The organism is Leptospira jelokensis, assembly GCF_004769635.1.
Lineage (GTDB): Bacteria > Spirochaetota > Leptospiria > Leptospirales > Leptospiraceae > Leptospira_A > Leptospira_A jelokensis.
The window spans coordinates 62359-83265 of record NZ_RQGH01000028.1; the positions used below are offsets into that span (position 1 = coordinate 62359).

Here is a 20907-nt window from a genome sequence, read left to right on the forward strand (position 1 = left end):
GATGATCATTTCAAGACCACAGTCAGGAAAAGTAAGGACACGTAGAAATATTGTTATGAGTATTCTCGTGGGATTATTTTTAGTCGCTCCATGGGTGGTGTTACCAGACGGTAGCCCACTCATCCGACTTGACATCCCAAAAAGGATGTTTCACCTGTTTGGTGGTCTTTTTATCCCACAAGAGGGATTGATTTTATGGTTTTTCCTTCTTACAATGGGACTCTCCCTTTTCTTTTTTACCTCCGTCATTGGCCGTGTTTGGTGCGGATGGGGGTGCCCTCAAACCATTTATACCGACTTATTTGATCGAATTGGTCGGTTTGTTTTGGATTCCAAATATGGGAAAAAAGACGCATCCATTTTAGGCAAATACACAGTATACTTTATATGGATCGTCGTATCTTTTATTGCATCATTCCATTGGATCGGATACTTTGTCAGCCCCTACGAAATGTTAGCTGACTACCTAAACCTTTCCGCCTTCTCTTCTACTTACTTTTATTTTACTTTATTTTTTACCGCTGCGATGTTTATCGACATCGGTTTTATCAGAGAACAATTCTGTCGGTATGCTTGCCCCTATGCTCGTTTCCAAACACTCCTCATGGATGAACATTCCTGGAATGTAACTTATGATTTCAAACGAGGGGAACCTCGCCGCGATGGAAAAACAAAAATTGGTGATTGTATCGCGTGTAATATGTGTGTGGTGGTTTGTCCCACAGGCATCGACATCCGTGATGGACTACAAGTGGGTTGTGTGGCATGTGGGAAATGTGTGGATGCTTGCACTTCCATCATGGCAAAGGAAAACAAAAAAACTCTCATCGGGTATTTTTCATTAAAACAAATTGAAACAGGTGATAAAATCAAATGGGTTCGCCCAAGAACTGTGGTGTATGCAATCTTGCTTGCTGTAGTCCTAACAGGTGCTACCATCCAACTCCTCACAAGGATTCCCATGTCCATGATTGCAGCATCAAACAAATCGATGCCACCTATCCTCATTCCCGACAATAAAATCAGAGCTTTTGTGGCACTCCGCATCCAAAACATAGCGCCAGTGGAAAAAGAATTCCAACTGTCTGCCTTTGATACAAGGCATGGGAAAGAAATTCTTGTCCGATCGGGGGAAGAAAATAATCAATTCACCTTGGGTTCTGGAGAAATCAAAAGTTTCTCAGTCGTTTTGGAAACACAAAGTCTCACAGAACAAGAATTAAATGAAGGGTACTTGCCAGGTTCTATCGTTTTAAAGAATACCCAAGATCCAGATGAAACATTAGAAAAAAAACTGTCACTCTCTCTACCAAGGAAATGATGATGTTCAAAGAATTACACCCAAGCCTCAGAAATGCAATGTATGTGGTATTATTCAGTTTTACTGCACTTGTAGCGGCAACTTTTTACACAATACGATTAACCTTCCAACATTTTGAACCAGTGATGGACAAAAACTATTACGAAATTGGTTTGAACTATGAAAAGGCAATCGAAAACCAAAAAGAACTTCTAAACCAAGGTTTTCAACTCACCACAAATTGGGACAATGCCACCCTCCTCACCCAAGGGGAATTGGAACTCAATGTATCTTTAACCCAAAAGGGAAAACTGGCAAAAGCGGATTCAATGTATATTGTTTTAGAGAGAAACGCAACCACCAAACATACATCCAGATACGACCTTACCCCTTCTAATCTTAGTTTTACGGGAAAAATTCCGTTAAAAGAGACAGGGACTTGGAATCTACGGATCATTTCGAGTATCAATGGAAAATCGTTTGAAAGGGAAGGAAAAATTACAGTTCGATGAACGAAGCAAGCTCACACCATACAAAGACTGAATGTGATCATTGTGGAAATCCCATTCGTTTGGTGGCGATAGAAACAAAAATAGAAAATGAAACTAAAGTTTTTTGTTGTGAAGGCTGTGAGACGGTTTATTCCATCATCCATTCCTTAGGCGGAAGTTACTACTACAGCCTAAAAGGAAACACCAAACTAAGCCCCGTTGAAATTGAAGAAAATGATACGGACATTGAAAACGATCTTGTTTACCAAAAATTTGTTAGGCCTTCAGGAGGATTCTCAGAAGTATCCATACAAATCACAAACATCCATTGTTCCGCATGTGTTTGGATCAATGAAAAAGTTCTAAACGAAGAGGACGGAATTCTTTCTGCACAAATCAATTTTGCTTCTGGTCGTGCCAGGATTCGATTTGATGCATCCAAAATCAATATCTCAAGGATCCTAACTCTGATCCGTGCCATCGGCTACAAACCCATTTTATTCTCTCCAACAGAAGGGAACTTACAAAAATCAAAACAATTAAAAACCCTACTCCTTCGGATTGGAGTCGCCGGTTTTTGTTTTGGTAATATCATGATTTTGAGTGTTGCCTTGTATTCAGGTTATTTTACGGGTATTGAGCAAAACCTCAAACGTATGTTCCATTATGCGTCATGGGTCTTTGCTACACCCGCGTATTTGTATTCTGGATTTCCATTTCTTTCGGGTTTTATAACAAGCATCCGAAGGCGCACACTCTCCATGGATTTTTTATTGTTTTTGGGAATCTCTATGGCTTACTTCTATTCCGTTTATGTAACGTTAACTGATAGAGGGGAAGTGTATTTTGATTCCGTAGCGATGATTTACTTTTTTATTTTGGTGGGGAAATACTTTGAAGAAAAAGCAAGGGTTTTTGCTTCGGATAAATTAGAATCCATCCTTTGTAAACTACCAGAAACATCAGTTCGTTTAACAGATGGTGGCGAAAATACCATCCCCAGTAGCGAAATCAAGTTAGGTGACAAAATCCAAGTCGCACCTGGGAAACGAATCCCTGTGGATGCCATTCTTTTATCGGAAGAAACTTATGTGGATGAATCTTTTCTCACGGGCGAATCGGTCCCCATTCGCAAACAAAAAGGTGATTCCATTTTAGCAGGGTCACTTTCTATCGACAACCCAGCGCTAATCCTTGCCAATTCCGATTACCATGCATCCACTTTGTCTTCTTTAAAACTTCGTTTAGAAGAGGCACTCCATCTAAAACCAAAAATCCAAATTTTAACAGAAAGGATAGCTTCTTATTTTATCTCTGTTGTTTTCCTCTTGGCCTTTCTTTGTTTTGGTGTTTGGATGTTTTTGACTTCAGGTGATTTGGAGCAAAGCCTCGTCATAACGATTTCGGTGCTCATTGTTGCATGCCCTTGTGCACTTGGAATTTCTGTCCCCACTGCACTAGTCACAAATCATATCATCAATGCAGAAAAAGGTGTTTTATTAAAAAACCCATCGGTGGTAGAGACTTTAGCAAAAGCGGACACCATCTTTTTGGATAAAACAGGAACACTTACAGAAGGAAAATTTCTGGTTCGTTTGGTGACTGTAAAAGAAGACCACCTACCTTTTGTTTATCGCATTGAAAAAGAAATCAACCATCCACTTGCCAAATCACTTGTGAAGTATTTGAGTCCCTTTCGGTCAGTCAAAGAAAAGGCTAACGCTATGGACCTCAGCCATTTGCAAAATATCCCAGGGCAAGGTGTCAAAGGAACCATTGTATGGTTGGGGAAGGAATACTCGATTTTAATTGGGAACCAAACTCTCTTCAAAAACCAAAATGTCTCGGTTCCTACACTTCCTGACAAAGATGGTTCCCTAATCCTCGTGGCAATTGATGGGAACATGGTAGGACAGTTTGTTTTAGCAGATGAAGTGAGGAGAGGTGCACATTCTTTTGTGAGCCTCTTAAAACAAATGGTTCCAAAGATTGCCATTCTTTCTGGAGACAGATTCCCTGCTGTGAAACAAATCGCAAGCACACTTGGCATCGACCAATACTACTCGGACCTTTCACCTGAAGAAAAATCAAATATCATACAAGATTCGCAAAACAGAGGGAATGTGGTGGTAATGGTAGGAGATGGCATCAATGACAGTTTATCATTAGCAAGGGCAAATGTATCGATTTCACATACAGAAGCAGAAGATATGTCTTTAGAAAAATCTGATATCGTACTCACTTCAGGTAATCTCAATGGAATCGTTCATTCTTTGCTTTCAGCAAAAAAAACAAGGCAAGTGATCATACAAAACATCATCATCTCATTCTGTTATAACTCCATCATGTTACCACTCGCCATGTTTGGACTAATGTTACCTGTTATCTGTGCTGTGTTTATGGCTTGTTCTAGCTTGACAGTCTTACTCAATTCGTTATCAATACGATTAAGGATCCCAAAATGGAAGCCCTCTATTTAACCATACCAATGGCAATGTGTATTGCTGGTTTCTTTTTATATGTATTTGTATTGGCATTCCGAAAAGGCCAATTCGAAGACATTGAGTCACCAAAGTACCGAATGTTTTTTGAAGAAGAATACCCCGTACAATCAAACCGCGAAACTGGGGAAACCGATTCCAAAACGAAAGATAATGGAAGAGCTAGCAAATCTTAGTTTTTTTGGCTCCATCTTAGTTTATGGATTCCTAAGTAGTTTTCACTGTGCATTGATGTGTGGACCATTTGTTTCTCTTTTGCAAACTTCACATCCTTCCAAAGCCACTCCTGTAATTTTATACCATTTTGGTAGGATGGTATCTTATAGCTTCTTAGGTCTCGTTTTAGGTATGATTGGGAAAGGAGCAAATGCCCTTGGAGAACTTTCCACCATACAAGGGTTTGCTGGTATTTTTACATTTTTGTTTTTGGTTTTTTTTCTCATTCGTATGTTTGTAAATCCTTCCAATACAAAATTGGGAAGTTTACCAAAAGGAATTTCCAACTTACTCCAGACCATACGCAAAAAAACATCTCAAAATGGATTGGGATTTGGAATCGGGTTACTGAGTGCCCTACTCCCTTGTGGAGTTTTATACCCAGCATACGCAGCTTCGTTTGCAACGGGAAGTGCACTCACTGGAGGAATTGTTATGTTTACTTTTTATTTGGGAACCGTTCCGGCGCTTACAGGCCTAAACCTTGTTATGGGCAGGATCAGAAAATACATCCAACCTAAGTGGATTCCAGTGTTCGGAACCTTCCTCATACTCACTTCTCTTGGATTTTTACTCTTCCGATTTTTTTTCCATTCGCATGGCGAGTCTTGCGACCATTTACTCTAAACACAAAGAAATCGAAACTAACCTCTGGGCCGAAAGTATTTTTCTTTAAAATGACTGACAAGTTGCGGGTTGATTTTTGTTTCCAATGTACTCCCAATCACAGCGATGAGTTTTTTAGCCAAAACTCGGTCGTGGTTGGCAAGCCACCTTCGGTATTCTGTATTTAAGCCGGAGTCCCCGACAAGGATCACTTCGCCCGGTGAATCCAAAGTTTTTGTGATTTCAGCAAAATCCCATTTGTCTGAATCTCTGTGTTTTTCCCAAAACTTTGATTCCATGTGATCTGATTCTAACTTGATCATCTCAATTCGTTTGTTGTTTAAGTAGAGAATGCAAGCGTTCATTTTCATTTGTCCTTTCCCTAAATTTGACGGAACAAATGTGAAAATCATACTCCTTTATGTAAATTGCAGCTCTGTCTCGTACTGATATTTATCAATGACATATATCAATTAATACAAAAAACTCACTATCGATTCTGAACTAAGTTCTTCCACCAAATAACTCATGTTACTGATCATTTCATTTGGCTCAATCACCCATTGGTTGACTATGACCGTCACGAACACAAGGAAAAGGAAAACAATTGAAACTGCCATCTTCTGAGTCTTTTTTTGTTTTGCGATCCGTGTTGTTGTTTTCCTAACAATTCGCGATTCAAAATCAGAATCATTCAATAATTCTTCCCATTTTTTACGATTCTTGGAATTCATTTTTCACTCCTGGCAATGTTTTTCGGATCCACTCCTTGGTTCGGAACAATCTGGACTTCACGGTTCCTTGTTTGATTTGCAGTTCGGATGCAATTTCGTCCATACTTTTCCCTGAAAGATACAATCGTAAGGTTTGCCGATACACTTCTGGAATTGTTCCCAATAAGGATTCAATCCAATCATCTTTGAGAAGTGAGTTGTTGCCATCAGATTGGAAAAGATCATATTTATTTTTTTGAAGGTAACGTTTTGCTTTTTCCTCTTCTCGTAATCGTTTTTCATTCATACGGAGGGATTCATTTTTTGCTATTGTATAGATCCAAGTGGAAATTTTAGACCTTCCATCAAACCCACCTTTTTCAAGTGATTTGAATACACGAAAGTACACTTCCTGGACCACATCCTCTGTTGCATCGTCAAAACGATCGATGAGGGTTTCACCGATCGTTTTTAAAACCAAGTATTTGGTTTCTTTGACTACTGTTTCGAAGTCAAACCTAACCATTGTTTACTCTTCTGGTGGTTGGTGACGCGATGCAAATTTTTCCACGAGCTCTGCAAACTTTTCTCTTTGTTCTGGCTTGAGAACGGCATGGAATTCAACGAGTTTTGTTTGGAAAAACTTACGCATCTCTTGGTGGCGAGTTTCTCTTTCTGAACTCATTTTATCGAGTAGTTTTGTATCAATTTTTTCAGCACGAATTTGGGTTGCCATTTCTTTGGCCCAAGATTCATGTTTTGGTTTCATTTCCTTGTGTTTGGCAATGAGTTCTTGTTTGATACTTTCCAGTTTTGCTTTTTGGGAATCATCCAAATCCAATTTTGAAGTGAGTTTGGAGGCTACCCATTCCATACGTTTTTCAAAGTCTTTGTGACCACGGCAATTTCCAAATGCAAATGCCATTGTGGAAACAAGGACGATTGTTGTTGTCATTTTGAGAACTTGTTTGAAAGAGATCATAAAACCTTCCTGTTTTGTTTTGAGAATATGACCCGGAAGATTTTGGTTTGGTTCCCTGCCCTAAAAAAAAAGAGCAGGGAGAAAACGAAAGATTAGAAACTTGGGAATGGTTCTCCCGTGATGTAACCATCCGAACTAATGTCTTGGCAAGAGATGATGTTTGTAATCAATGAACCTAAAAGATATCCTTTAAAACCTTTGATTTCATTTACGCATGCGTCAACGTCAGATTTGATGTAGTATTTGTCAGATTCAATTTTAGCAATCTCAGGGGCTACCAAACTAAAAATTGAGATATTGCCTCTTCCCGTTAACACAACAGAGTTGATCAAGTCCGTTTGTATTGCGGCATCAGTGATACGAGAAGCAGCTTCCGAACCTTTTTCACGATCAAGTGAAGCCCCTGCTGGGTTTAAGACCAAACAGTTGGTTAGCGAAATCGCTAGTAATAGAAATACAATTTTTTTTAACATATATGTTCCCTTGGATATGGTTTCACCTAATCTAAATTTTCCCGAATTCTGGTTCAAGAAAAAACTGAAATCCATTTCGATTTAACAGGGATCAATCGCCCGCAACAAAGATAGCGAGCACCCATTGGCCTTTTCGTTTTTCAAAAAAGGCCCTGTAGTCAAGAGGACTACGAACAAACCGGTCACAAACAAAACCAGGTTTGCCTTGTGGTGTACAAATTTTTTTCCAATTGCAATTACTTTCCTTCTCCAACCGACGTCCATCCAGGTCATCTGCTTCTGAACGCACAATTTGGTAACTGAGTAAACCAAGGGATTTGGATTCTTTCGATGCGTCTTCTCTCACATTCACATTTTTGCCAATGACCAAGTAGTGGGAAAAAGGATCGTACTCACTGGGGAAGGTTTCAAAGAAATAAGGAGCGACCATCTGTCCTTCTTGGTTTTGCCGGAAACCCAATTGGATGGTGTTGGATAACAAATCCCAAAAATCAGAATCATTTGGTTTTTCTGTTAGTTGGAAGGATTTTAAAAAATCTTTTTTACCAGACTCGGGTCCAAAACTGAAGTGGATATCTGATGCAATCATGGCCTCGAGCGACTTTCTGTCTTTGGTTTTCAAAACCTTTTGTAATTTGGTTTTGAATTCCAAAAAACTTTTGTCTTTCGACGAATGGTCGATAGGTGATAATGTTTTTGAAACAAAAGGTTCACATGGAAAAAGGGCCAAGGGAGTGATCAAGAAAAAAACTGTAAAAAGCAATTTCAACATAAAATTTGCAATAAATTTACAAACGCGAAGGGAAGAATCAATTCTTTTTTGTTAGGTTGGGAAGAGAATTACATTGTTTGGCCAAACCTAAACTCTCTTTGATGTCATCAAGTGATCGTTTTTTACGTTTGAGTTCACATACTTTTAAAAACAAATGGTTGTATTCTTTGTCCAATTTTTCTCCCTCTTCATCCTCTTCCGTAAGGACAAGTTTGGCAATCTCGGTGCAAGTCCTTTCTGATTCAGGGAGCAATTCGTATATGGTTTTCACGGTTTCTTCTTTTTGTTTGCAAGTTGTTGGGGAAACTTCTTTTTCATTACCAAAAAGGAACAACGGGGAAAAAACAAAGAAAAATAGGAACAAGGGCAATTGGATTTTCTTCATGCAGAACATAAATCTTCTTCCCTTTTCCTTTTGGTCGAGTATCTTTCGTCTTGATTTGGAGAAATTCTGGTATGACAAAACCCAATGTTCGCATTGAACACGACCTTCTTGGCGAAAGAGAGATTCCGAGTGATGCCTATTGGGGGATCCATACCTTACGTGCCTTAGAAAATTATCCCATCACTGGCAAAACCATTGGCACCTACCCTGATCTAGTGTTTGCCTTAGCCCATATCAAAAAGGCTTCCGCTTTGGCCAATTTAGAACTAGGGCTCCTTTCGAAAGACAAAACCAAATTCATTTCAGAGGCCTGTGACCTAATTTTAGCGGGAAAGTACCACTCTGAGTTTGTTGTGGATGTGATCCAAGGAGGAGCCGGAACATCTACCAACATGAACGCAAACGAAGTCATCACAAACATTGCCTTAGAACTTGCAGGCCATCCAAAGGGTGACTACCATTTCCTACATCCCTTAAATGATGTGAACATGTCACAAAGTACAAACGATGTGTATCCATCTTCGATAAAATTGGCTGCTGTGTTTTCCATTCGAGGTTTACTCGAAGCCTTGGAAAGTTTACAAATGTCATTTCGAAAAAAATCAGAAGAATTTAAGGATATACTAAAAATTGGAAGAACCCAATTACAAGATGCAGTTCCCATGACTTTGGGGCAAGAGTTTTCAACGTATGAAGTCATGTTAGGTGAAGATATTTCCCGCCTAAAAGAAGCAACATCACTGATAGGCGAAATCAATTTGGGTGCGACTGCCATTGGAACTGGAATCAACACAGACATTCGGTATTCGAAAATTGTGACAGATATCCTTGCCAAACAAACTGGATTTGATTTGAATGCTGCACCCAATTTAATTGAAGCCACACAAGACACAGGTGCCTTCGTACAATTGTCTGGAGTATTGAAGCGGATTGCAACAAAACTCTCAAAAGTTTGTAATGACTTACGACTGTTATCCAGTGGGCCACAAGGTGGCTTCAACGAAATCAATTTGCCCGCAAAGGCCGCAGGATCTTCCATTATGCCTGGCAAGGTAAACCCAATCATCCCTGAAGTTGTCAACCAAATCGCTTATGAAGTGATTGGGAACGATATCACCATCACGATGGCAGCAGAGGCTGGGCAACTACAACTAAATGCATTTGAACCAATCATTGCCCATAGTTTATTCAAAAGTATTGAGCACCTAACAGCTGGTTGCAAGACACTAGAAACCAATTGTGTTTCCGGCATTACGGCGAACCGAGAATTATTAGAAGCTCGGGTGAAAACATCTGCAGGCCTTGCGACCGCACTCAATCCATACATTGGGTATGAAAATGCAACCCTTGTTGCCAAACGGGCACTGGCAGAAAATCGATCTGTGGAATCCATTGTCCTTGAACTTGGTTTACTTGAAGAAAAAAAATTAAAAGAGATCCTAAGACCCGAAATTTTGACTTCGCCTCACTCTCTTTAAACTTGGTTAAATGGTATTTAATGGTTGCTTCTTTTTGCTAGATTAGTAACTTCTAATGGAAGTTTTCCAGCCATGATGAACCAATTGCCCAAAGTGTTTTTAATCGAAGATGATTTGGTCACAACATTTCTCATCAAAACCTTGATGGAAAAATTTTCCTTTGCTTCCGAAATTTATACCTACCCGAACGGTGCAGATGCCCTAGATGCCCTGCAGCAATCCAAAATCTTCCCTGATCTTTTGTTTTTAGACTTGAATATGCCCATTATGGATGGTTGGCAATTTTTAGATGCCATCCAAAATTCCCCCCTACTTTCCAAAATCCCTACCTATATCCTTACCTCTTCCATCGACCCGAATGACAAATCGAAAAGTGAAGCCTTTCCGAATGTGAAAGGGTATCTCACAAAACCCTTGGTCTTAAAGGACCTAGAGGCGATCCAGACTTCCCAAGGATTCTAAGAGACATAATTTTTTTTCTTTAGTTTTTGAGAATCTGACCGATGTATCCATTGTGAGACTCACTGACATCCCATCTGTTTCTTCCGTACTGACACGTATGGAATCACTCACCCAGTTGGCAAAAGACCCAAAGTCTCTTGTTTCGTTTCCCGATCTTTTAGAACGAGAATTTGCCAAACAGAGAGACAACCAAACAGTGCCAGACGGAAAATCCCAATCCATTGACAGTGCCAAATCCACTTTACCAGAACCCAATTTCAAACCGAACTCGAAAGACGAGTTAGGCGCGAACCAAAATGGATCCCTTTTGGAGACCATCGAATCGATAGCAGAATCGCAAGGGATGGATCCCAATTTAGTGAAAGCCATGGTAAAAGCAGAATCAGGATTCAAAACAAAGGCAGTTTCTCCCAAAGGGGCGATGGGTCTTATGCAACTCATGCCTGAAACGGCAGAGAGTTTAGGGGTGAAGGATCCGTTTGATCCAGAAGAAAACGTGGCCGGTGGTGTGAAATTTTTAAAAGGCCTTTTAAAAGAATTCAAAGACCCGGAAAAAGCCATTGCCGCTTATAATGCAGGTCCAGGTGCTGTGAAACGATACAAGGGGATCCCTCCTTATGAAGAGACAAAACAATATGTTTCGAAAGTGAAACGGTTTTACAAAGACTTTAGTTCCTAAAAAAGGAATTACAAAAAAACTAATAAAAACTCAAATACCCAAATTTTTTCTGTAAACTAGCCGTATACTCATCAAACGGACGTTTTGTGGGAGTACTAACCCATGCTTCGTCTACTTTTTTGAATATAAAATTCAAATTCTTTTCGTTTTTCATCCGATCGAATGTGGTTTTTTGGATGAGGACATCATCTTCACTGAGAGGCACAATGCCTATAGATCGATTGGATTTTCGAAATAAACCAGACTTTTGCACCAATTGGATGTCTTGGTTCCAAATCCCTTCCACATACAAAAAAGATTTGTCAGAGAGGTTTGTTTCTTTTAAATATTTTGTTTTGGTTCCTGTTTGGAAATACAAAGCAAACGAAAACTCTTTTGGTAGATAAATGGGATCAGATTTTAAAATCAAAGCTTGCCCAAAGGATTTGGTAAGATTTTTGGTTTGAGTTTCCCAAGGTTCTATGGCACTCGCTTTTAAATCTTTAAAAATAAAATAAATAGAAGTGAGAATCGCAAGGCCTAACACTACTGAGGCGGTGATCGTATTCAATTCTTTTTCTGTTTTTAATAAAACATGTCCGATCCCAATCGTTACCATTGGGAGTAAAATCACAAGGGAAGTTTGGTACCAAGTTTTAAAAAGAAAGGAGATGGAACCTTCTCCAAAAAAATTGGAATAGGAAAAGTAAATTAAAGAAATCACAAAAAATGCGAGGTACCCAAGTAAAAATAAAAACGGAACATTTTTCTTTTTATAGAAAACAGATGTTTTTTGAGCTGCCTTCCTTGACCCACGAATCCCCGTGAAGATCACAAAAAATGTGAACCCCAAATAGAACATGATGAAACTAGAGAAAAAAGCAAGGAGAGTGAAGGTAGGAAAAATGAGTAAGTCCGACATCTTCTCCAAACGGAAGGTTAAAAAAACGAGTAATAAAAATACCAAACAAAGTGTTTCGGTGAAGTAGGATGTGGGGAAACCGTAGGAAAAAGGGAGGAATGCTGCTAGGTAAACAACGAAATAATGATTCCGTTTCCATTCGAAATTCCTAAGGAGCAAAAGGAACAAATGAAGGAATAAACTATAGAAAAGACCAGCTAACGCAATGAAGGAAGGAATGTAATTGGAACTAAAGATTTTTTTCCAGGTGACCACAAACCAAAAAGCGAGAGGTTCTCTCGCAGAAACGAGTCCCCCTTCCTCCGTTGCTGACTTCACATTTGCCAAAAATTCCCATTCCGATTCCGTTGTAGGGAACGGGCGAAAATACGAGAACAAGGCATAACCCAAACTTAAGAGTAAGATGCTAAAAAAGAAAGGAATTGGGGAAAAAGGTTTAGGTTCGCGCATCTTGGAAAAGGCTTAATTTGCCTAGTCCTGTATAAATTTTTAGGTGAAAATATTCCAGAAGATTTTCAATTATACATAGAAATTATAAAACGAGGCAAAGAATGTCCGCCGAAAAAAAAGATTACCTTCTCGTTGACGAGAATGGACAGGGAAAACCTGACAAACCATGGATTTTTAGGACCTATGCAGGGCACACCAACGCAAAAGCCTCCAATGAGTTGTACAGAAAGAACCTTTCTAAAGGCCAAACAGGGCTTTCCATTGCATTTGATTTACCCACTCAGTGTGGTTATAGCTCCGACCATGAAGTTTCTAGGCCCGAAATCGGAAAAGTGGGAGTTCCTATCAACTCACTTGAAGACTTCCGCATCTTATTTGACCAAATCCCGATCGAAGAGATGAACACCTCCATGACCATCAATGGAACCTCCATGTGGTTGTTATCTCTATATGTTGCCCTTGCAGAAGAGCGCGGAGTGCCTCTGGAAAAGTTAAATGGGACCACCCAAAACGATCTCATCAAGGAATACCTGGCTCGCGGAACATACATTTACCCACCAAAAGATTCCATGAAAATCATCGTGGATATGTATGAATATTGCCTCCACAATATTCCAAAGTGGAACCCTTCTAACATTTGTTCGTATCACTTACAAGAAGCTGGTGCTACACCAGTTCAAGAACTTTCGTTTGCTTTAGCCACAGCCATTGCGGTGCTTGATGCCATCAAAGAAAGAAACTGTTTCACAGCAGATGAATTTGAGCAGTGTGTGGGAAGGATCTCGTTTTTTGTTAACGCAGGGATTCGTTTTGTGGAAGAGATGTGCAAGATGCGTGCTTTCACAGAGATGTGGGAAGAAATCACAAAAGAACGATATGGCGTGAAAACGGCAAAATACAGAGTGTTCCGTTATGGAGTCCAAGTCAATTCACTTGGTCTCACAGAAGAACAACCAGAAAACAATGCGTGGCGAATTTTGATTGAAGCATTGGGAGTCACACTTTCCAGAAATGCAAGATGCCGTGCACTCCAATTACCAGCATGGAACGAAGCCCTTTCCCTTCCAAGGCCTTGGGACCAACAATGGTCACTGCGATTACAACAAGTCCTTGCTTACGAAACAGACCTGCTCGAATACCCAGATATTTTCGAAGGTTCCAAAGTCATTGAAGCGAAAGTGAAAGCTCTTAAAGAGGAAGCCAAATTGGAAATCCAAAAGATTCTCGATATGGGAGGAGCTCTCGTGGCCATCGAAAACGGTTATATGAAATCACAACTTGTGAAATCACAAACCGAAAGACTTTCCAAAATCAATTCCAACGAACTAGTGATTGTTGGTAAAAACAAATGGACTGACGGAATCAAATCACCTCTTATGACCGACTCCGATGGTGGTATCTTCAAAGTAGATCCAAAATCCGCGGAACAAACATTAGGTGTTCTTTCTGAAGTGAAAGGCCGTCGGAATGCAGAACTTGCAAAAAAATCTTTAGAAGAACTCAAACAAGCTGCAAAAGATGGAAAAAATCTAATGCCTTTCTCCATCGCTTGTGCAAAAGCACTTGTGACAACCGGAGAATGGGCAGATGCACTCCGAGAAGTATATGGTGAATACAACCCACCTACCGGTGTGGATGGCCAAAAACTTTTCCTAACAGACGACAAAGTGGCGACGGTCCGTGGAAAGGTAGAGGCATTCACCAAAGCACATGGGCACAGGCCAAAAATTGTAGTCGGAAAACCAGGGCTTGACGGTCACTCCAATGGGGCAGAAATGATTGCCGTTTCAGCAAAACACAGTGGTTTTGATGTGATTTACTCAGGAATCCGTCTTTCACCAGAAGAGATTGTTCAATCTGCAGTAGAAGAAAATGCAAATGTGATTGGACTCTCTATCCTCTCGGGTTCCCATAAGGAAATCGCAAAACAACTGTTCGATGAACTAACTCATTACAAAGCGAACATCCCTGTTGTAATCGGTGGCATCATCCCTGAATCCGATTTTGAGGAACTTAAAAAAATGGGGATCAGAGAAATCTTCACTCCAAAAGATTACGATCTTATGTCGATCATGAATAAAATCATCGACATCATTTCTGTAGAACCAGCTCTCGTTTAAGAAAACGAAAGTCATCATAACCTTCACAAAAGATCGATTAGGGTCTGTTGTGGAGGTTTTTTTTAACGTATCATGTATTCATTTTAAATGGCAAATTCCTTGATTGATCCCACAGAAACATTATCCCAATTGGTATCCGAAGCCCTTCTCGGCGAAAAATTCCCAATTGCAAAAATCATTTCAAAAATTGAAACAGAAAACAACTTAGAATTTAGGAAATCTTTATTCGAAGAAATCCAATCACAAAAACCGAATGCCAAAGATGGACTCACGATTGGGATCACAGGTACACCTGGCGCCGGCAAATCTTCGTTACTCGGAGAACTTTGTCGAATGTTCCTTGATTTTGCACCAGACAAAAAAATGGCAATCGTTGCGATTGACCCCTCTTCCAATGTAAGTGGAGGCTCCATCCTTGGTGACAGAACTCGTGTGACTCTTCCTAGAAGGGACACACGGATCTATTTTCGTTCACAACCTTCTCAACTAGAACTTGGTGGTCTCAATCCTTATACCTACCACGTGATTCGTTTTTTACGCAAAATATTTGATTATGTTTTCATTGAAACTGTTGGTATTGGGCAAAATGAAATTTCTGTTTCACTTATCTCAGATATCTCATTCCTTGTGATGCAGCCACTTGGTGGTGACCAAGTGCAATTTATGAAATCAGGGATCATGGAAGTACCTGAAGCATTTATCATCAACAAATGTGATGAAGAATCACTGGCCAATTCAAGTTTTTATATGCTCCAAACTACCTTGGAATTTATCAAAGACATCCTACCAGACCAGTCCCTTCCCCCTATCTTCAAAACTTCTGTTACCAAAAGGAAAGGAATCGAAGAACTCTTACAGTATATTCTCGGTTACCCGAAGCGAAAGGATAAAAATGCTGAGACAATGACCCAACTTTTGCAATGGATCCGAAATGAATACGGTCGATTTGGTATTGGGATCTGGAACCAATTGGAGTCAAGTTCTTGGAACCAAGCAGTGAGGTTAAGTCCTGTTGGTGGGATTCAAAAACTGAAATACGAAGAGGAAGAAACTAAATTTGTTTCTCTCATCCAAAAACGACTCTTACCATAGAATTGGCATTCATTCATTTACTTACTTTCTTTCTCCCCTATCGCTTGCAAAAAAACGCCTGGGATCGAACATGCTTTCCGTTCCGAGTAATCAAAAAAGACAATTGCTGTTTTTGCCCGAGCAATTTCTTTTCCATCATGTTTATGAGTGATCACATAAACCATGTCTAATGACTTCTTTGCAACTTGATCAACATACAATTGCATTTGCAAATCATCAGGGAAAAATGCCTCAGATTTATAAACGATTGCAACATCGGAAACAACAATCCCCTTCCCTTCTACATTGATTTCTGTCCATCCATGTGAATGGAAAAACCGTGCCCTACATTCATGGGTTAATGTTAAAATGGCATCGTGAGCCAAATGCCCTGCAAAATTGATATCAGAAATCCTTACACTTAATGAAGTTTCATAAACTAATTTGGTTGGGATATCGATGACAATTCTTGGCATTTAGTCCACAAACCACTGGTAACGTTCGTCAACTTTTTTACTTTCTTGTCCCAGACGTTCCACATTCCAACCGAGTAATTTTGCTATTTTTTTATCCAATCTGTTGCGTTCAGGTGGGTCTAACTTCCCTACCGTACCAACTCCTGACCTTCTAAAATAAAAATCTGTTAGGTGGCAAATATCCTCATGTAACACAATGTACTCCACTTCCTCTTCGTAATACAATTCACCGTTGGGGATTCGGAATACATCGGATCCTTTCCCTTGTAAGATCCGCCATGTGGTACTTCCATAACGTCTCACTAAAGTTTCAATTTTTAATCCAGAAACCTGTGGGTATTTGGATTGGATCTCACTTACCAATTCTTTCAAATTTTGGTAACGACCACCAAGTATAGGTGTGAACTTTGTGGCAGAAGGGGTTTCACTCCCTTTTGAAAACATATCAATTGCATTTACTAAACTTTCAGCAACTGCTCTACTGGTTGTATACTTACCACCTAAGGCTGAGAAAAACCCTGGAAAACCTTCCTTTTCATAATGCAAAATTTCCGATTTTCGAGAAGCTGAATAAGTCCCTTCCGTACTTCCTGGGTCTTCTACAAGAGGACGTAAACCCCCATAATAATAATCAACATCTTTTAATGTAAGTTTTGCGAAGCCGAAACTATAATTTACTTCGTCAATTAGATCCACAATCTCTGACTGTTTGACTTTAAATTTGTCTGGGTCATCTTCATAGGCAGTATCAGTGGTTCCAATAATGGTTTTTCCACGCCAAGGAATAACAAAAAGGTGTGATCCATCACGTTTGGACAAAACAACACACTCATTCCCACAGATTTTACGAACCACTGCATGGATTCCTTTCGATCTTACTAATTTTTTTTCTGCAGAAATACCAGCCATAGATTCAATCACGTCGGCCCATGGACCTGCGGAATTGACAACTACCTTTGCAGATACCAAAATCTTTTTGCCAGTAATTTCATCTGACAATCCAACCGTATAACCACCGCTATTTTGTCTTTTTAAAGTAGTGACAGATAGGTAATTAAAGGCATGCGCACCTTTTTCTTTTGCAGAAAGGATAAACTCTGTTGTATGTTTTTCGGGATTTGGGTTGGCGTAATCATAATATTGAAAACTTCCTTTTAGAGACTTTCTACCTAGCCCAATCACTTTATAAATTGTCTCTGTAACTGAATTCCATCTATATTTTGGAAGTTGTACATCCGGATCGATTTCTTTATTTCGATCATACGAGAGTATGTTGTATAACTCCATACCTAATAATAATTGGATCCTTTGGAACCAAGATCGAATGGGAATGATAAAACCCATTGGCCGAACGGCATGGGGAGAAATTTTTGCCAAATATCTTCTTTCCGATAATGATTCTCGAACAAGTCCTATCTCAAAGTTTTTTAAATACCGAAGTCCGCCATGGATCAACTTGGAAGTAGCTTGGCTAGTTCCAGAGGCATAATCATTTTTTTCCGCAAGTAGGCAATTGTAACCTCGTAAGGTCGCATCCCATAATACATTGGCTCCCGTAATCCCACCACCGATGATGAGAATATCATATTCTTTTTTTATATGATTGAGTCTCGAATTTTCTTGTTTGGTGCTGTTTTTCATAAAATTAACATTTAATCGGTAATACTTTAGGTAGGACTTTGAACTCGGCAGGGAGTTGGCCCATATTTTCTCCGTCTACATCTATAAATACATCTTCATCCGATTCTGCTTTGAGTTCGGAAATTTGTTTAGAAATCACCTTTGCATCATCCGATAATTTCCCTTGGTAAAGATTTCCAAACTTTCGTAAGGTTTCAAATACCGATACATCTTGGATGGCTAAAAAATCCATTTTACCATCATCCAACTTTGCTTTTGGGGCAAACCACATACCTCCGCCAGCATATTCGCCATTTGCACAAACGATTAACCTACATTTATTGGTGATCTTTTCAAACTTTGAAAGTGTTAACGTAATTTTTTTGTTTGTATAGGAAAAAAGACAAACCACTGTATAAAACAAAAAGACGGCTTTCCCACCAATGAACTTGCCTAACTTAGATTGGTTCACTCGGTATACAACTTCCCCACCCATTCCAAAATCGGCCAAATTTAAACATAGATATTTTCCTTTTGATTGATCAGACTTTGTGTAGGTAACATCGATTAAATCGACCATCCTCTCACTTCCAACTAATACTTGTTCCAATGCTTTGACGGGATTTTTAGGAACTTTTACTGTTTTGATAAAATCATTTCCCCTTCCAGCAGGGATGGGACTAAATACTACATTTTTGTTAATAATTTTTCCATTTTCAAAAAGCCCATTGATGATGTTGGAAAAAGTTCCATCACCTCCAATTCCTACGATCCAGTAAAACCCCTGTTTGACGGCTTCTTTCGCAATGTCTTTGGCTGCTTTTTCTTTTGTGGTGGCTTCGTATGAATAGGGAATTCCCTTTTGGATGAGGATTGGCTCGATTTTTTTCCATACTTTTGCGGAAAGGCCTCCACCTGAAACTGGATTTAAAATCACCTTTATCTTTCTCATCACGTTTCTCCTTTATTTCCACCCGAAAATAAACCAAAAAATAAAACATGTTCGATCGTATCTAAATAAGCTTTTTCACTTTTGATCTCATTTTGGAAATGACCATCAAGGATCACTTCCACAGCACCACGAATCATCCCCCATGCAACTGCCACATTCGGATAAGTGCCACGCGAGTTGATTAAATTTTCTTGTTTTGCTTGTTTGTATATTTTTTCCAAAAGAGACAACCGATTTGACCTTTCATCTGTTAACATCTTTCGCAGATCTTCAGATACATTTTCAATATTCAAATTGACACCACATTGTTTAGCGACCACATACATATGTTTGTCGCCAAGGCAATGTTCAATGTAGGCTCTAATGGCACGCCTGGACATTTCAATAGCTGTTTTTTCATCCAATGCCATTTCTAAACGTTTTCGTAACCGAACATAGTCTTCATACTGGATACGCGCCATTAAATCGTCTTTGCTTTTGAAGTGAAGGTAAATCGTCCCACGACCAATTTCTAAATGTTTCGCAATATCATCCATCTTCACTAAGGATGGATGTTTTGTGCGAAAAAGTTCAATCGCACAACTTAGAATGTCATCTTCCCTTTTTGCAAATTCTCTTTTTTTCCGTTCCGAAACACCCATTATTTCAATCCTAACAGTCCACCTGGATTCATTATTCCCTTTGGATCAAAAGTTTTTTTCAAAGATGATAGAATGCGAAGGCCTTCTTTTCCTACTTCTTTTTCCATCCAAGGTGATAACATCCTTCCAATACCATGATGGTGTGACAACGAACCACCATTCTCGTGGATATGATCTATGATCCCTTTATGGAATTTTATAAAATTTGACTCTTCACCTGTTTCACTCATAGGGCTAATAAAAATAAAATATAAATTGGCTCCGTTCTCATAGGCATGTGAAATGTGTACCATACAAGATGTATTCTCAAAACTTTTGATGTACCCTCTCGTATTCTCCCATAATGTGTGCAAATTTGACCAATTCACTGCAGTTTCTAATGTATCGATACGAATCCCTTCATCCATTAAATAATCGCGGAGATAAGCACTCGAATACCTTTGGTGTAACCATTTATTAACCGGAGATTCGCCAGTTGAAAATCCACCGTTCCGTTTTGCAATTTTTTTGATTTTCTTTAATACTTCTTTTGTGTATTTAGGATCACCATCGACAATGATGTGCATGAGAGAACGTTGCATTGGTTTGTATCCAATGAATCGTAAAAACAGATCTTCTTTCCCACCATGTAATCCACTCATATGAAAGGAAATATCGGTTTCTTCAGGATCCTGAATCCGAAAGAAATGTGGTTTCCCAAATCCACCTTGCATCACTTCACGCATCGTCTCCACAGCCTTTTCAAAGTTTTTGAAAATGAAGGATCCTTTCGCAGAGTTCTCTACGTGGTACTTTCGAATTTTTAATGTGGCTTTTGTGATGACTCCAAAACTCCCTTCTGTTCCAAGAAACAATCGAAACAAATCGGGACCAATGGAAGCCGCAGGATAGGCTTTGGATTCAAATTTCCCTGAAGGTGTAATTGCTGTGATGCTAAGTAATATATCTTCTATTTTCCCATAGCCTGTCGATGCTTGCCCTGCACCTTTGGCAGCAATCCAGCCACCAACAGTTGAAAATTCAAATGATTGTGGGAAGTGACCACAAGTATAACCTCTTTCATTCAAATGTTTTTCAAGTACTGGTCCATAAACACCTGCCTCCACTGTGACAGTTGAATCAATCGCGTTAAATTCTAAAATCCGATTGAGCCTGGATAGATCCAGAGAGATCCCACCTTTGGGAGCTTGCAGAGCTTTTGTAACAGTTGAACCTGCACCAAAAGGGATGACTGGAATTTTATTGGAATTGGCGAGAGAAATTATCTCTTCGATTTCTTTTTCGTTTTTGGGAGAAACAACGACATCAACGACATCGTTTACTTCTCCAAACCTTGCTTTGTAAATTTCGGTATAAAATTTTCCAATGGAGTGCCTTGCCCTGTTCCCATCATCTAACGAAACATTGGCGTTCCCAACAATTTTTTTAAGTTTTGTTATTACCACCTGACTTAGTTTTGATTTTTTAAGTGGTTTTAAAGGCAATTCTCCTTTTGGCAAAGATGACTTAAATTCTTTTGATACAGGGAATTGATGGTTTAAAAAATCTAACGTGTGTGAGGGGAGTTTTTCTTCGACTTCCGGTGATCCCCATTTATAAATGCTTCGAGTTTGCATAG

At 39.4% G+C, this 20907-nt stretch carries 23 protein-coding genes; 10 read left to right on the plus strand and 13 right to left on the minus strand.

The window, feature by feature from the left end; all coding sequences use genetic code 11:
* The first annotated feature begins 1 nt into the window (after position 1).
* Genes ccoG through EHQ62_RS14250 form a run of 5 tightly spaced genes read left to right on the plus strand, consistent with a single transcriptional unit; the run spans position 2 to position 5135 of the window.
* On the plus strand, positions 2 to 1321 hold the full coding sequence (gene ccoG, locus EHQ62_RS14230; protein WP_135643923.1) for a cytochrome c oxidase accessory protein CcoG: 1320 nt from the start codon (positions 2 to 4) through the stop codon (positions 1319 to 1321).
* 2 nt (positions 1322 to 1323) lie between these two features.
* Complete coding sequence (locus tag EHQ62_RS14235) at positions 1324 to 1812, plus strand: FixH family protein (RefSeq protein WP_135643925.1); 489 nt, start codon at positions 1324 to 1326, stop codon at positions 1810 to 1812.
* On the plus strand, positions 1809 to 4271 hold the full coding sequence (locus EHQ62_RS14240) for a heavy metal translocating P-type ATPase (protein ID WP_135643928.1): 2463 nt from the start codon (positions 1809 to 1811) through the stop codon (positions 4269 to 4271). Before EHQ62_RS14235 ends, EHQ62_RS14240 begins: the two co-directional genes overlap by 4 nt.
* Entirely contained in the window at positions 4253 to 4468 is a 216-nt protein-coding gene (locus EHQ62_RS14245; protein ID WP_135643931.1) for a cbb3-type cytochrome oxidase assembly protein, read from the plus strand. Before EHQ62_RS14240 ends, EHQ62_RS14245 begins: the two co-directional genes overlap by 19 nt.
* Entirely contained in the window at positions 4446 to 5135 is a 690-nt protein-coding gene (locus EHQ62_RS14250) for a sulfite exporter TauE/SafE family protein (RefSeq protein ID WP_135643934.1), read from the plus strand. The genes EHQ62_RS14245 and EHQ62_RS14250 overlap by 23 nt, the downstream gene beginning before the upstream one ends.
* A 17-nt stretch (positions 5136 to 5152) precedes the next feature.
* Here EHQ62_RS14250 and EHQ62_RS14255 read toward each other — a convergent pair whose 3' ends face one another.
* The 7 genes from EHQ62_RS14255 to EHQ62_RS14285 all read right to left on the minus strand — a co-directional run bounded on the left by EHQ62_RS14255 (position 5153) and on the right by EHQ62_RS14285 (position 8439).
* Positions 5153 to 5479, minus strand: coding sequence for a hypothetical protein (locus EHQ62_RS14255; RefSeq protein WP_244241789.1), 327 nt, complete (start codon positions 5477 to 5479; stop codon positions 5153 to 5155).
* A gap of 108 nt (positions 5480 to 5587) precedes the next feature.
* Positions 5588 to 5848, minus strand: a complete 261-nt coding sequence (locus EHQ62_RS14260) for a hypothetical protein (protein ID WP_135643938.1) — start codon at positions 5846 to 5848, stop codon at positions 5588 to 5590.
* A complete protein-coding gene (locus EHQ62_RS14265; protein WP_135643941.1) occupies positions 5829 to 6353 on the minus strand; it encodes an RNA polymerase sigma factor in 525 nt (174 codons plus the stop codon). The genes EHQ62_RS14260 and EHQ62_RS14265 overlap by 20 nt, the downstream gene beginning before the upstream one ends.
* A gap of 3 nt (positions 6354 to 6356) precedes the next feature.
* Complete coding sequence (locus EHQ62_RS14270) at positions 6357 to 6809, minus strand: Spy/CpxP family protein refolding chaperone (RefSeq protein WP_135643943.1); 453 nt, start codon at positions 6807 to 6809, stop codon at positions 6357 to 6359.
* Between the two features lie 92 nt (positions 6810 to 6901).
* Positions 6902 to 7282, minus strand: coding sequence for a TIGR04452 family lipoprotein (locus tag EHQ62_RS14275; protein WP_135643946.1), 381 nt, complete (start codon positions 7280 to 7282; stop codon positions 6902 to 6904).
* Between the two features lie 91 nt (positions 7283 to 7373).
* Positions 7374 to 8054: an SH3 domain-containing protein gene (locus EHQ62_RS14280; RefSeq protein WP_135643949.1), complete on the minus strand. Its 681-nt coding sequence runs from the start codon at positions 8052 to 8054 to the stop codon at positions 7374 to 7376.
* Between the two features lie 37 nt (positions 8055 to 8091).
* On the minus strand, positions 8092 to 8439 hold the full coding sequence (locus EHQ62_RS14285; protein ID WP_135643953.1) for a hypothetical protein: 348 nt from the start codon (positions 8437 to 8439) through the stop codon (positions 8092 to 8094).
* Positions 8440 to 8510: 71 nt separating this feature from the next.
* On the opposite strand from EHQ62_RS14285, the gene EHQ62_RS14290 reads away from it, so the two are divergent.
* The 3 genes from EHQ62_RS14290 (at position 8511) to EHQ62_RS14300 (ending at position 11058) form a co-directional block, all read left to right on the plus strand.
* Positions 8511 to 9917: an aspartate ammonia-lyase gene (locus EHQ62_RS14290; RefSeq protein WP_135643957.1), complete on the plus strand. Its 1407-nt coding sequence runs from the start codon at positions 8511 to 8513 to the stop codon at positions 9915 to 9917.
* A 72-nt stretch (positions 9918 to 9989) separates the two neighbouring features.
* On the plus strand, positions 9990 to 10379 hold the full coding sequence (locus EHQ62_RS14295; RefSeq protein ID WP_135643960.1) for a response regulator: 390 nt from the start codon (positions 9990 to 9992) through the stop codon (positions 10377 to 10379).
* Between the two features lie 52 nt (positions 10380 to 10431).
* Entirely contained in the window at positions 10432 to 11058 is a 627-nt protein-coding gene (locus EHQ62_RS14300) for a lytic transglycosylase domain-containing protein (protein WP_135643964.1), read from the plus strand.
* 19 nt (positions 11059 to 11077) lie between these two features.
* Here the strand turns inward: EHQ62_RS14300 and EHQ62_RS14305 are convergent, their stop codons facing one another.
* Entirely contained in the window at positions 11078 to 12409 is a 1332-nt protein-coding gene (locus tag EHQ62_RS14305) for a hypothetical protein (RefSeq protein WP_135643967.1), read from the minus strand.
* Positions 12410 to 12510: 101 nt separating this feature from the next.
* On the opposite strand from EHQ62_RS14305, the gene EHQ62_RS14310 reads away from it, so the two are divergent.
* Both EHQ62_RS14310 and EHQ62_RS14315 read left to right on the plus strand, forming a co-directional pair.
* Positions 12511 to 14529 (plus strand): protein meaA, encoded by a 2019-nt coding sequence (locus EHQ62_RS14310; RefSeq protein WP_135643970.1) that lies wholly within the window; start codon positions 12511 to 12513, stop codon positions 14527 to 14529.
* Positions 14530 to 14628: 99 nt separating this feature from the next.
* Positions 14629 to 15621 carry a P-loop NTPase family protein gene (locus EHQ62_RS14315; protein WP_135644390.1) on the plus strand — a complete coding sequence of 331 codons (993 nt, stop codon included), beginning with the start codon at positions 14629 to 14631 and terminating at the stop codon, positions 15619 to 15621.
* Between the two features lie 17 nt (positions 15622 to 15638).
* Here the strand turns inward: EHQ62_RS14315 and EHQ62_RS14320 are convergent, their stop codons facing one another.
* Genes EHQ62_RS14320 through EHQ62_RS14340 form a run of 5 tightly spaced genes read right to left on the minus strand, consistent with a single transcriptional unit; the run spans position 15639 to position 20905 of the window.
* Entirely contained in the window at positions 15639 to 16076 is a 438-nt protein-coding gene (locus tag EHQ62_RS14320) for an acyl-CoA thioesterase (protein ID WP_135643972.1), read from the minus strand.
* A complete protein-coding gene (locus tag EHQ62_RS14325) occupies positions 16077 to 17717 on the minus strand; it encodes a glycerol-3-phosphate dehydrogenase/oxidase (RefSeq protein ID WP_135643975.1) in 1641 nt (546 codons plus the stop codon). It lies immediately after the preceding gene.
* A 4-nt stretch (positions 17718 to 17721) separates the two neighbouring features.
* The gene (locus tag EHQ62_RS14330; RefSeq protein WP_135643978.1) at positions 17722 to 18648 is read right to left on the minus strand and encodes a diacylglycerol/lipid kinase family protein; all 927 of its coding nucleotides are present in this window, start codon (positions 18646 to 18648) and stop codon (positions 17722 to 17724) included.
* Positions 18648 to 19289, minus strand: coding sequence for a TetR/AcrR family transcriptional regulator (locus tag EHQ62_RS14335; RefSeq protein ID WP_135643981.1), 642 nt, complete (start codon positions 19287 to 19289; stop codon positions 18648 to 18650). Before EHQ62_RS14335 ends, EHQ62_RS14330 begins: the two co-directional genes overlap by 1 nt.
* Positions 19289 to 20905: an FAD-binding oxidoreductase gene (locus EHQ62_RS14340; RefSeq protein ID WP_135643984.1), complete on the minus strand. Its 1617-nt coding sequence runs from the start codon at positions 20903 to 20905 to the stop codon at positions 19289 to 19291. Before EHQ62_RS14340 ends, EHQ62_RS14335 begins: the two co-directional genes overlap by 1 nt.
* Between the last annotated feature and the right edge of the window lie 2 nt (positions 20906 to 20907).